Annotated in this window: 12 protein-coding genes; 7 read left to right on the top strand and 5 right to left on the bottom strand. The window is 50.4% G+C overall.

Annotated elements, in window-relative coordinates; genetic code table 11:
* The 3 genes from Q0698_RS05045 (at position 1) to Q0698_RS05035 (ending at position 5,178) form a co-directional block, all read left to right on the top strand.
* On the top strand, positions 1–1,065 hold the full coding sequence (locus Q0698_RS05045) for a DUF3524 domain-containing protein (protein WP_298634356.1): 1,065 nt from the start codon (positions 1–3) through the stop codon (positions 1,063–1,065).
* Between the two features lie 184 nt (positions 1,066–1,249).
* Entirely contained in the window at positions 1,250–4,039 is a 2,790-nt protein-coding gene (rapA, locus tag Q0698_RS05040) for an RNA polymerase-associated protein RapA (protein WP_298634354.1), read from the top strand.
* Positions 4,040–4,176: 137 nt separating this feature from the next.
* Positions 4,177–5,178: an esterase-like activity of phytase family protein gene (locus Q0698_RS05035; RefSeq protein WP_298634352.1), complete on the top strand. Its 1,002-nt coding sequence runs from the start codon at positions 4,177–4,179 to the stop codon at positions 5,176–5,178.
* Here Q0698_RS05035 and Q0698_RS05030 read toward each other — a convergent pair.
* The 5 genes from Q0698_RS05030 to Q0698_RS05010 all read right to left on the bottom strand — a co-directional run bounded on the left by Q0698_RS05030 (position 5,156) and on the right by Q0698_RS05010 (position 8,801).
* Positions 5,156–5,479 carry a YbjQ family protein gene (locus Q0698_RS05030; protein ID WP_298634351.1) on the bottom strand — a complete coding sequence of 108 codons (324 nt, stop codon included), beginning with the start codon at positions 5,477–5,479 and terminating at the stop codon, positions 5,156–5,158. The two genes, Q0698_RS05035 and Q0698_RS05030, sit on opposite strands and share 23 nt — an antisense overlap.
* 2 nt (positions 5,480–5,481) lie before the next feature.
* Positions 5,482–5,694: a hypothetical protein gene (locus Q0698_RS05025; RefSeq protein WP_121877045.1), complete on the bottom strand. Its 213-nt coding sequence runs from the start codon at positions 5,692–5,694 to the stop codon at positions 5,482–5,484.
* Between the two features lie 14 nt (positions 5,695–5,708).
* Complete coding sequence (locus Q0698_RS05020; protein WP_298634347.1) at positions 5,709–6,122, bottom strand: DUF4870 domain-containing protein; 414 nt, start codon at positions 6,120–6,122, stop codon at positions 5,709–5,711.
* A gap of 171 nt (positions 6,123–6,293) precedes the next feature.
* Complete coding sequence (locus Q0698_RS05015; RefSeq protein ID WP_298634345.1) at positions 6,294–7,301, bottom strand: tryptophan--tRNA ligase; 1,008 nt, start codon at positions 7,299–7,301, stop codon at positions 6,294–6,296.
* Between the two features lie 156 nt (positions 7,302–7,457).
* A complete protein-coding gene (locus Q0698_RS05010; protein WP_298634343.1) occupies positions 7,458–8,801 on the bottom strand; it encodes an adenylate/guanylate cyclase domain-containing protein in 1,344 nt (447 codons plus the stop codon).
* Between the two features lie 80 nt (positions 8,802–8,881).
* On the opposite strand from Q0698_RS05010, the gene Q0698_RS05005 reads away from it, so the two are divergent.
* From Q0698_RS05005 to Q0698_RS04990, 4 genes are read left to right on the top strand one after another with little or no spacing between them, the layout of a single operon-like run.
* Entirely contained in the window at positions 8,882–9,535 is a 654-nt protein-coding gene (locus Q0698_RS05005) for a Crp/Fnr family transcriptional regulator (RefSeq protein WP_298634341.1), read from the top strand.
* A 40-nt stretch (positions 9,536–9,575) separates the two neighbouring features.
* Positions 9,576–10,778 carry an NAD(P)/FAD-dependent oxidoreductase gene (locus Q0698_RS05000; RefSeq protein ID WP_298634339.1) on the top strand — a complete coding sequence of 401 codons (1,203 nt, stop codon included), beginning with the start codon at positions 9,576–9,578 and terminating at the stop codon, positions 10,776–10,778.
* A gap of 57 nt (positions 10,779–10,835) precedes the next feature.
* Positions 10,836–11,873 (top strand): methionine ABC transporter ATP-binding protein, encoded by a 1,038-nt coding sequence (locus Q0698_RS04995; protein WP_298634337.1) that lies wholly within the window; start codon positions 10,836–10,838, stop codon positions 11,871–11,873.
* Complete coding sequence (locus Q0698_RS04990) at positions 11,863–12,516, top strand: methionine ABC transporter permease (protein ID WP_298634336.1); 654 nt, start codon at positions 11,863–11,865, stop codon at positions 12,514–12,516. The genes Q0698_RS04995 and Q0698_RS04990 overlap by 11 nt, the downstream gene beginning before the upstream one ends.

The following is a 12,516-nucleotide window of genomic DNA, read 5'->3' as shown; positions in this document are numbered from 1 at the left end:
GTGCGAATTCTTCTTCTCTCTGGCTACCATGCGGCGTCTCACGCCTATTGGTGCCAGCAGTTAAGGCAGATCCTTCCTCAAGCACAATGGCTTGAGTTGTCGCTGCCGCCACGCCATTTCAGTTGGCGAACCCGCGGTTCATCACTGGCTTTTGCGACGCATTATAGAGCGCAAATTGAGGCCTTTGAGCCCACCATGGTTGTGGCAACTTCTATGGTTGATATGGCGGCGCTACGCGGCTTTTTCCCCCAGTATTCGACCCTTCCGTGGGTGTGTTACTTTCACGAGAATCAGTTTGCTTATCCAAATAGTGTTGAGCGCAAGGGGTTGGTTGATCAACAGCTTACCTCCATCTACTCAGCGCTATCGGCAGATACCATCCTATTCAATTCGCAATTTAATCTGGCTAGTTTTCGCCAGGGTGCGAAGCGTCTCTTTAAGAAATTACCTGACTTCAGCTCCCCGGAAATGATAGACAGTTTGCTGGCTAAAGCACATGTTTTGCCGGTACCCATCGCCAGCGATGCATTTCGTAGGGATGAATCAGCCGATGCGCCGCCAAGTATTGTTTGGAATCATCGCTGGGAGTATGACAAAGGGCCAGACCGCCTGGCGCTGTTGGTCGATACCTTGGTACAGAAACAGTTTGATTTCACCTTACATATTGTGGGTCAGCGATTTCGCCGTGTCCCCGATGCGCTACAACAGTTACTTACCAAATACGAAGGCTCCCGGTACCTGGGGCAGATTGGCTATATGGGCGAACGTCAGGATTACTTAGATTTATTAGCGGGCGCGACCCATGTGCTATCCACAGCAATCCACGACTTTCAGGGTTTGAGTTTGTTAGAGGGCGCAGCGGCCGGTTGCAGTGTAATCGCTCCAGCTAGATTGGCCTACCCCGAGTGGTTTGCACAGCAATGTCATCAGTCCTCAGCGCAGCCATCAGAGGAAGAAGCGGAAGCGGCCATTGAGGTGCTTATGAGGCCACGTGAAAATGCTGATGTATCATGTTTATCGGCGGTGACGTTGGCGCCCGCTTACCTTGAAATCTTTAGCCTTTAGTCGTTGGAAAGTTTCGCCTATTAACCGCTTGAGATAAGCCGAAAAAAACTCAGCGAAGCGATGTTCAAGGCGCTAATCTATTAGCAGGAGCTTCCTTTGATGAACGCAGCGGTTTTAGTGATTGTTATTCGAGAGAATTTCTTTAGTATACGCCGCCGCAACCCTTGATCGCGGAGAGAGTACATTGAGTCGTCAGAGTTTTACAGCGGGACAGCGCTGGGTTAGTGATAGCGAGCCAGAATTAGGGCTTGGTATGGTGGTTGAAGCCGAGAATCGCCGCGTGCGTATCTTCTTCCCAACCAGCGGTGAAGATCGAACCTATACGATGAACGACGCGCCGCTAAGCCGGGTTCGCTTCGAGGTTGGTGACGTGGTTGAATACGGCGAAGGTGAGACCGCAAGTGTCACCGATGTTGATGACGACAATGGTATTTGTATCTACCACCTGAGTACTGATCGCTCGGTAGTTGAAACGCAGATCATTTCCGGTACCACCCGTTTTCCAAGTATGGAGCGTCTAATGCGCGGTCGCTGGGATCGTGCTAGCTGGTTCCGAATGCGTCGTGACGTTTCCCAAATGCTCCCCAAGATAGAGGAATCTCCCGTTCGAGGTCTTGTTGGGCCGCGGGTTACGCCTGTACGCCACCAGTTACATATCGCTCACTCACTTAGTCAGCGCCACGCCCCAAGGGTGCTGTTGGCCGATGAAGTTGGCTTGGGTAAAACCATTGAAGCGGGTTTGATTATTCATCAGCAATTATTAACGGGGCGAGCCAGTCGAGTCCTGATTTTAGTGCCTGACTCGCTTGTGCATCAGTGGTTGGTAGAGATGCGTCGTCGCTTTAACTTGATGTTTAGCATCATTGATGAGTCCTCGTTCGCTGATACTGATGAAAATCCGTTCCTTGGCGCACAGCAGGTACTTTGTCCTCTATCTTTAATCTCCGGTGATTTGGATCATCTTCAGGCGGCCCTTGCCGTGGACTGGGATTTATTGGTTGTTGACGAAGCCCATCATATTGAATGGCAGGAAGAAGGCAGTCCTTGGGAATACAGCTGCGTAGAGCAGTTGACCATTCAAGCACGAGGACTGTTGCTGTTAACCGCGACACCTGAACAGATGGGTGAGGAAAGTCACTTCGGCCGACTGCGCTTGCTTGATCCGGCGCGCTATGGAAGTTTCGCCGAGTGGCAGCGTGAAGAACAACAGTTCCGTCAGGTGAATGAAATTCTCAAAGCGCTTGAAGGTGGCGACGAACCAAGCTTTGAGGCCTTGAAGGTAATTTTAAGTGAGGATGAGCTCACCGCCCTGAACCAACATCAGGGGCAGGAGCGTTTGGATTGGTTGTACGACACGCTGCTCGACCGTCACGGTACTGGGCGAGTGATGTTCCGCAACACGCGTAAAGTGATTGCTGACCTACTGCCGGGTCGAACCTTAGAAAGTTATCCACTAAACGGCGATCAGCTTCCTCCAGAGGCGCTGACGGGCTTTGCTGGGTTAACACCCGAAAAGCAATTGGGTGAAGGATGGATCGAGTCGGACCCTCGTAGCCAGTGGTTACTCGACTTCCTGAAGACGCACAAGCGAGAGAAGGTGCTAGTGATTGCTCAGCATCGTGAAACGGTTGAAGAGTTGGAATCCTGGTTAACTCTAAGACATGGCGTTCGCGCGGGAGCTTTCCACGAAGGGCTCAGCTTAATTAACCGCGATAGGGCGGCTGCTTGGTTCGCTGATGAAGAGGATGGCGCACAAGTTCTTCTGTGCTCTGAAATAGGCAGTGAAGGGCGTAACTTCCAGTTCGCTTGTCATTTGGTGATGTTTGATTTACCCGGCCATCCCGACCTGTTAGAACAACGTATTGGACGCTTGGACCGTATTGGTCAATCTCGTCGCGTTACCGTCCATGTGCCATATTTTGAGTGTTCTGCCGGCGAGGCACTATTCAATGTTTACGATGAAGGGCTGTCGGCATTCGTCAGTACCTCGGCCGCTAACGGTATTGTTTTCCAGTCCAAGCACGATGAAATTTCGGCACTGCTGAATGATCCGATGGATCTAGAAAGTGGGTTGATTGAAGATCTTCAGCGTGAGGCGGAAGCAGTTCGCGAGCGCTTAGCGGATGGCCGTGATTGCCTGCTTGAACGGTCATCGCACCAACCAGAGCAAGCGCAGAAGGTAGTGGATGAGGTGGACGAGCAGGACGATGACCCAGAACTAGAGCTCTGGTTACTCGATGCGTTTGACCGCTTTGGGATTGAAAGTGAGAAGCTGTCTGAGCGCATCTACCTCATTCGCCCCACGGGCCACCGAATGATCGAGCAGCTCTCATCACTCACTCCGGAGGGGCTCTCCGGTACCTTCGACCGTGAAATAGCCCTCGCGCGCGAGGATGTAGAGTGGTTAACCTGGGAACACCCGCTAGTGATTGAGTTCATTGAGCTGCTTACGAGCGGCGATTACGGGACTGCCCAGGCCGCGGTGGTTAAACACCCGGATGTCGCAGCCGGTACTATTCTGCTTGAATGCTTCTTCAAACCACTCCATGTGGCGCCGAAGGCGTTGCAGGTTGCTCGCTTTGCACCCATGCAGCCACTTCGTGTAGTACTGAAGAATGGCGAGGTATGGAGTGACCCAGTCAGCTCTGAATCCATCGATGAACATCGCATTAAGCTAGACAGAAAGCCTGTTCAAGCGGTGGTTGAAAAACTGACACCGCAGCTAAAACGAATGATTAAGGTTGCCGGTGAATTCGCTGAAGCGGATATTAGTGCCGAGTGTGTGGATGCCGCCTACGATGCGGAAGATTTTTTCAATCAGGAAATTGAACGTCTCGAATCGCTGCGGTTACGAAACCCAAGTATTCGCCAGGACGAAGTGGATGCATTAATAGCGCAACGCGATGGCGTGGTTAATGCAATCAATGCCATTGATGCTCGTCTTGATAGCGTACGTTTTGTCCTAGCGACCTAATCGCTACGATTATCGTTCTCTCCTAATGCCTCAAGCAGTACTTCGTTCACGTCGAACGAGGTACTCAGCAGGCTAGCCTTTACGACGAAAATACGTTTAGATGAGTTTAAGTTGATTGATTAACTGAGGCCGCCCGAATGTTGAGCTTACTCACCGCGTTGGTGTTAACTCCGCCGCTATCTTCCCTTGCTATTGAGTACCATGAATTTGATCATGAACAGGAGATTCATGGCGAGCGATTGGGTGGGCTATCTGGATTGTCCTATTCAGACGGCGATTGTTATGCAGCGGTAAGTGACGCGCGAGACAAACCGTCAATTTTTCGCTTCTGCTTTAGCGGTGATGAGCTGAGCTGGGAACAGCCGCTCCCCTTAATTCACCCGTCAGGTGAGCCGATGAGTGCTATGCAGCTAGATGGTGAGGGCTTGGAGACTTCATCTTCGGGCTGGTGGATGAGTGCTGAACTAACCGTAGAAAACCCTGATCAATTCCTCTTTCATATCGACCACCAGGGCAGGGTAAGCGAATCAATCCTCCTGCCTCCTGAATTGGCGGATTTAGAGCTGGTGTCTAACGGAACCTTTGAGGCTTTAACGCGGATTGCCGATGGCTCGCTGTTAACCGCATTGGAAAAGCCGCCACTGAATTATCCTATAGATCGACATTTACTCACTCCGTTGGTGGCGATTAACACCGCTACTGGGGATGCGGTCATCAGAGGATATTATCCATTGGATGAAGTGTCGGAAAAGGTTGATCGAGGGTTGGTGGCGCTGGGTGTGTTACCGCCGTTAGTGCGTCAGGAGAAGCCGCCAAGTGCTGATCAGATTGGCTTGGAAACACTAGAAACTGCCACACCGCCAAGCTATTTCTTCGCGGTAGAAAGGCACTACGAACCTGGTGTAGGGAATAAAATCGTCTTCTTTGTGTTTGAGTTAGTTAACGCAGAGGAAGTACCGAGTACGGTGAATAAACAACGTTGGTTTGAACTAGCGGAGTTAGGAATTGATAGTGATAATATTGAAGGCGCGGTGATTGATTCTTACGGGCGACTGGTGCTAATAAGTGATAATAACTTTAGCTCGCACCAGCGCACGCAAATCATTCGCCTAGATTTCAGCTCTCTTTTTCTACTCTAACGGCGGTGCCGTAGGCTAGCAGCTCTGCGGACCCTTGCATTACTGGAGAGGTTGTTAAGCGCATCGCGACAATAGCATTGGCGCCTAATTGCTGAGCTTCGTCCGTCATTCTATCGAGTGCCTGCTCGCGGGATTCAGCCATCATCTTGGTATACTCGGTAATTTCCCCGCCAACAATTGAGCGCAGTCCGGCCAAAATGTCATTACCTACGTGGCGAGCTCGAATGGTGTTACCGCGAACTAAGCCCAAGGTATCGACAATACGGTAACCAACGAGTTGGTCTTGAGTGGTTATGATCATAATTATTTCTCCACGTTCTTCGAGTAGTAATCATCCTCTTTGCTGGCTAAACGCTCTTTGACTACCTTAATAAAGAGCGCGCCAACGCCAATCAGGCCAATGAAACCAATTAGGCCCAGTGGGAAAGCGGCAATCAAACCAATAAGCAGTGCGCTCAAATAGATGATTGCCAACACAGCGAGGGCGCTGTAACCAACTTTCTCAAACTTATCCATGTTGACCTCCCGCCTTAAAGAATACGAATACAGTAGGGGTAGCGGAACTCTTTACCGTCACTCACCTTAACCGCTGCAATAATGACCAATACCACATCCGCGATGACCAGGGTGAGTAGACCCAATACCGCGAACGGAATACCGATTAAGGTAAACACCAAGGCGATACAGATCAGCGTTGCAATAAATAGCGTGATCTGGAAGTTAATCGCCTCGAGCGCTTGCGCTGCAACGAAGCTAGATTCGTCCTTTTTCACTAAATAAACAATCAATGGAGCGATTAATCCACCTAGCGGAATGATAAAACCAGTAAGCGTGAGTAAGTGCGCTAGGGCACCGACTGATCGTTCCTGCTCGGTGGGTGACACGGGAGCGTTTTCCGTAGCTTCTAACGTTGTTTCTGTAGTTGTCTCGTTTGTGTTATCCATGACAGCTCTCCTTATGCTTTGTCTAATGTTAATTAAACTTAACATCTGTGTCAAATGTTTTCGATTTAATAGTCTCGCTTAAGATGGCTGGGCGAAAAAAAAGCTTAATCGTTATTGGCGTTAGCCAGAACGAATAAGCTCTGTGGTGACTGCTAATTTTGCGGGGCAATACTAGCGGTAGCTGCGAATACCCACTGCCTTACGGACTTTGTCCAGTAGCGGCGTAGCGTGAGCTCTGGCTTTTTCTGCGCCCTTAAGAAGCTCCGCTTCAATGTAGCTTGGATCCGCCAAGATCTCTTCATAGCGGGTTCGCGCGTCGGAGATTTCTTCGTTCACCAGTTCAAACAGCTGCTTTTTGGCTTCGCCCCAGGCAATACCCTCAGCAAAGGCTTTACGCATATCAGCGGTTTGTGATGGCGTGGCAAAGGCTTCCCAAATCTGGAACACCGTAGAAGTATCTGGATCTTTAGGCTCGCCAGGTTCTAGCAGATTGGTCTTAATTTTATTGATGTGCTTTTTGAGTTTCTTCTCGGTGAGGAAAAGTGGAATAGTGTTGCCGTAACTCTTTGACATCTTCCGGCCATCTAGACCTTGCAGTACCGCAACGTTATCGCCCACTACAGCCTCTGGCAGCGTGAAAGTCTCACCGTAATGATGGTTAAAGCGCGCAGCCACATCACGGGCCATTTCAACATGCTGAATTTGATCTTTGCCAACGGGTACTTTGTGGGCGTTAAACATTAGGATGTCGGCCGCCATCAGCACCGGGTAGGAGAATAGTCCCATGGTAACAGCCGCGTCCGCATCAAGCCCTTCATCAAGATTGCTTTGCACCGCAGCTTTATAGGCGTGAGCACGATTCATTAGGCCTTTAGCCGTAAGGCAGTTTAATACCCAAGTTAGCTCGGGAATTTCTGGGATATCCGATTGACGATAGAAGGTGGCGTTATCGGTATCCAAGCCCAGAGCCAGCCAGGTAGCGGCAATCTCTTTGGAGGAGAGGGCAATGGCTTCGGGGTCCTGGCACTTGATCAGCGCGTGGAAATCCGCCATGAAATAGAAGGAATCTACGTCGGCCTGCTTGCTGGCTTCAATAGCAGGGCGAATGGCGCCCACATAATTTCCCAAGTGTGGCGTGCCGGTAGTGGTGATTCCCGTTAATACAGTATGTTTGCTCATGATACTAAGCTACTTCTCTTGATTGTCATTTAGAGCGCTATTCTACCTGTGATGGCGGTGGCTGACTAGCGAGTTGGGGTGAATTAGAACGGGATAGGATTTATCTCTAAGCTAGCAGATAGTTAGTTTCAGTTGACAGTTAGTCTTCGAGGTTAGCTAGGCCTCAACATCCGGCGCCACCAATACCGCTACTTCCACTTCATTCAAAAAACCCTTAGGCAGAACTTTCTGAGTTCGGAGAATTCTCGCGCCGCCGGCACCCTCGCCCAGCTGTGAAGCGAGTGCTACAATTTCTCCCGCCGCCGCCGCAGACTGCAGTCGGGCCGCTAAGTTAACGGGACTCCCAACGACGCCGTATTTAGTCCGTCGCTCGCTGCCCATATTGCCGACTACCACTTCGCCACGAACGACACCAATACCAATGCCAATATTAGGCAGCTGATCTCGCGCGTTCTTTTCGTTCACCTCATGAATAGCTTGCTGCATGGCTACGGCGCAGCGCAGGGCGGAAACGGTATGTTCATGTAACTGGAGTGGAGCATTGAAGAGGGCGAGTAGGGAGTCACCTTCAAATTCATTCACGATGCCGCCGTGTTCGTGGACGACCTCGGTCATGGCGCCCAGATAGTGGTTGAGCAGCGTCACCACCTGTTGCGGTTCAAGGGAGTCAGCAATAGTGGTAAAGCCTCGCATATCACACATAAGGAGAGTGACTTCTCGGAGCTCACCACCTAGGTCAGTTCCCTGAGGCTGACTTAATAGCGTATCCACTACCGCGTGATTGAGAAAGCGGCCCGCTAACTGATGCATCAGTTGGTGCTTTCGCTCGGCCTGACGGTTCTCGAAATCCTCCAGCTCGCGCTGTTGACTATTATTCAGTGCCGCGGCAATGCGGGCGTTGAACATAGCGCCCTGAAAGGGTTTGGACAGAAAGTCGTAGGCACCACTCGAAATCGCTTCGGCGGCAATATCGGTATTGGGTGATTTAGCGAAGAGAATAACCGGGAGATTACTATACTGTGGGTCAGCCTTGAGCTTTCGCAGTAGTTGTAGTCCGCGGAAGTTATCCACCGCGAGGTCAATGAGTATGAGCTCTGAATGCTGGCGAGCCAGCGCATCATAGGTTGAGCGCTCGGAACTGGCTATCTTAAGGTGGTGGCCAATGCGTTCTAGTGGACGACACACCTGTTTGCGAATAGGTTCATCCGGGCTGACTACTAGAATATGACCTTTGTTATCGGTCGCCTTGAGCTTTTCGAAGCGTAAACTATGCAGGTGAACCTGAAGATTCTTGAGTTCCTGAAGTGCCGCGATATAGTGAACGTCTTTTGGCGTGCTTTCATTAGGGTTAAGCGCACTTTCGATGGCACGATGCAGGGCCTCGAGTTGTTGAGTGCGCCAGAGCTCAGTGAATTGTTGGGCTAACTCTTGCTCATTGGCGGCACAAAAGTAGTAATGCGCGGCAGCAAGCGCGCTGGGTAATACGTCAAAAGAAGACATCAGTACCATAGCTTTTGTGATTATTACCGTTTATTGTAACGTAGGCTTATCGTAAATCCTAAAACAAAGTTGGTTTAAACATGACAACGCTCTCACAAGTTGAACTATTCAGCGGCTTACCGGCCGAAGCTCTTGAACAATTACGCGGCATGCTAAAGCGACAGCGGTTGCTCGCCGGCGAGAATCTCTTTAGCGAAGGCGATGACGCTACTGGGCTGTATCTTATCCAGAAGGGGCGTCTTAAGGTCTATGTGGCCCAAGAACATAAAGAGTTTATCCTCAACATTCAGCAAGCTGGCGACGCCGTTGGCGAGTTGAGTTTGCTCGATGGTGAGCCTCGGTCGGCTACCGTCATGGCAATGGAAAATACCGATCTGTTATTCCTAAGCAAAGATGATTTCGCCCGTTGGTTGGAGAATGAGCCAAAGATGGCGCAGCGTTTAATCTCCTCACTGACTCAGCACATTCGTCGGATGACCGATAAAATTCGCGGACTCGCACTGCAGGACGTCTATTCGCGTGTACGTCATGTCCTCGAGGGAATGGCTGGACCGGCTGATACCGATGGCCTGAGGTATATTGCCGACCGTCTGACGCAGCAGGATATTGCTGACCGTGTGGGGTCGTCGCGTGAGATGATTGCGCGTATTCTTAAGGAGCTCGTCATGGGAGAGTACATCTCGGTAGAAAATCGTCATGTCACCCTATTGAAAAAACTTCCAGAGCGCTTTTAATCTTTTTGGTACCTTGGGTGCCTACTAGGACGCAAACATAATGCACTGTGATGTGTTGGTAATCGGCGCAGGCGCGGCGGGTTTAATGGCCGCTATCACCGCTGCTAACTTCGGCCATAAAGTTCTATTGGTGGATCACGCCAATAAACCGGGTAAGAAAATTCTGATGTCCGGCGGTGGGCGCTGTAACTTTACTAACTATTACGTTGAACCCGATCGTTTCCTATCTCAAAACCCACATTTTTGTAAGAGTGCGCTCTCGCGCTATACCCAATGGGACTTTATTCAGTTAGTCGATAAGCACGGTATTGGCTACCACGAAAAGGAGTTGGGCCAACTCTTCTGCGACGGCAAAGCCAAAGCTATCCTAGAAATGTTACTGGAAGAGTTAGATAGGGCCGGTGCCGAGCTGCACATGAATTGCTCCATTAGTCAGGTCTCGACAACAGAACAGGGTTATCAGCTTGCTTCAACCCTGGGTAACATCAAAGCTAAAAAACTAGTGATTGCTACGGGCGGATTATCGATTCCTACTCTAGGAGCCACGGGTTTTGGCTACGAAATTGCCGAGCAGTTTGGGCACTCGCTTCAACCCCGACGCGCGGGCTTGGTGCCTTTCACCTTTAGCGATCAACATAAAACGCTCTTTGCCAGTTTATCGGGTAGTTCAATTGATGCCGTGGCGAGTGTTGGTGATACGAGTTTTCGCGGCGGTGTGCTGTTTACCCATCGGGGGTTAAGCGGTCCAGCCATTCTCCAAATTTCCTCCTACTGGGACGCGGGTGATGTGCTCACCCTCAACCTGCTACCGGATATTGACGCGAGTGAATGGTTAACCTCACTGCGCAGTGAAGCACCTAAGAAGCAGCTGAAGACGCTGCTCGTAAATCATTGGACTAAGGCAATCACCGAAGCCTTCGACGGCATCTTTGACTTATCTCGAACCATGGCATCGCTCTCAAATGACGATATCAGTCAGTTGGCTGAGTCTCTTAATGCGTGGCCGCTGCGCCCTTCAGGCACCGAGGGCTATCGCACAGCAGAAGTGACTCTAGGTGGCGTGAATGTGGATGAAGTCAGCTCCAAATCCCTTGAAAGTAAGTGCCAACCTGGCCTGTACTTCGTGGGCGAAGTGTTGGACGTCACTGGGCACCTCGGTGGTTTCAACTTCCAGTGGGCATGGGCTTCAGCCGTGGCCTGTGCTAGCGCTATTCACACTGAGCTTGCGGGCTCTTCGGATTGACCCTAGGCCGCAAAGAATATAGGCTTCGACTCTTTTAAAATTAGGTTTTAAGACCGCATGATAGAGTTAGTCAATGTCAGTAAGACCTTCTCGGTAGGTCAGCAACAGATTTCCGCACTCGATGATGTCAACCTAACGGTACCGGCAGGCTGCATTATGGGCGTTATTGGCTCGTCGGGAGCCGGTAAAAGCACGCTCATTCGCTGTGTTAACGGCCTCGAGAGTGTCACCACTGGATCCGTAGTAGTAGATGGTACCGATTTAACGGCATTGGGTGAAAAGGGCTTGCGTTTGGCTCGTCGCGAGATAGGGATGATTTTTCAACATTTTAATCTCCTTAGCTCACGTACAGTGTACGATAACATCGCGTTCCCCTTAGAGCTTCAGGGCGCGTCGACCGAGGAAATTAACGCGGCGGTTGAGCCGCTACTAACACTGACTGGACTATCGACCAAGACAAACCAATACCCCAGCCAGCTTTCTGGTGGACAAAAGCAGCGGGTGGCCATTGCTCGTGCTTTAGCGGCGAAGCCTAAGGTTCTGCTCTGCGATGAGGCCACCAGTGCTTTGGACCCACATACTACCCAGTCTATTTTGGCCCTGCTGCGAGACATCAATCGCGAGTTGGGAATCACTATTCTCTTGATTACCCATGAAATGGAAGTGGTTAAGTCGGTGTGTGATCGGGTGGCGATTATTTCCGATGGTAAAATTGTGGAGGAGAATGATGTGCCCTCCTTCTTCGTTCACCCAAAGACTGATTTAGCGCGCGAGTTTGTGAAGAGCGCACTCCATGAGAAGCTTCCAGAGGCTATCGAAGCGAAATTACAGCGAGCATCCTCGGGTAACGATGAACCCATTATTCGCATCTCTTTTCTTGGCGGGAATGCGTCAACGCCGCTTATCAGTCAGGTAAGTCGGGATTGTGAGGTAGACCTTAGTATTATGCAAAGCTCATTAGAGCTGCTTAATGGTCAAACGATGGGTTTCCTTACTGCGCAGTTAAGCGGCACAGACGAGAATGTTAGTAGAGCAATTAGACGATTGAAAGATGAAGCGAACGTAACCGTGGAGGTGCTTGGCTATGTGGTATGAAAATTTTCACCTCCTTGGGCCTGCGGTCATTGATACCCTCTACATGGTTGGCGTATCCGGATTACTGAGTGCCTTGGTGGGCATCCCATTAGGAGTAATCCTCTACCTAACGCGAGAACACAAACTGCTCGAGAATCGTCTAGTTAATCGAAGTGTTGGGGCAATTGTCAATGCGGCGCGTTCAGTTCCCTTTATTATTCTCCTGGTGGCGATTATTCCCTTAACGCGAATCATTATTGGCACCTCTATTGGTACCTCGGCAGCTATTGTTCCGTTAACACTGGGGGCAATCCCCTTTGTTGCTCGCATCGTAGAAGGTGCTATCGCAGAGGTACCAAGCGGTATTATTGAGGCCGCTCAGTCCATGGGCGCTAGCCCATTGCAAATTGTTATCAAAGTGCTTTTGCCTGAGGCGATGCCAGGGTTGATCCACGGCATAACGTTAACCTTGGTAACGTTAGTGAGCTACTCGGCTATGGCCGGTGCGATTGGAGGAGGAGGTCTGGGAGACCTAGGCATTCGCTATGGTTATCAACGTTTTGATGGGCCGTTGATGCTCGCCACGGTAGTAGTCTTAGTTATCATGGTTCAGGTTATTCAAAGTTTCGGCGATTATCTTGTTCGTCGAGTAGATAAAAAATAG

It is taken from the genome of uncultured Umboniibacter sp. (assembly GCF_947497555.1).
GTDB lineage: Bacteria > Pseudomonadota > Gammaproteobacteria > Pseudomonadales > DSM-25080 > Umboniibacter.
Note: the sequence above shows the minus strand (reverse complement) of the source record. Positions and strands in the feature narration are given on the sequence as shown.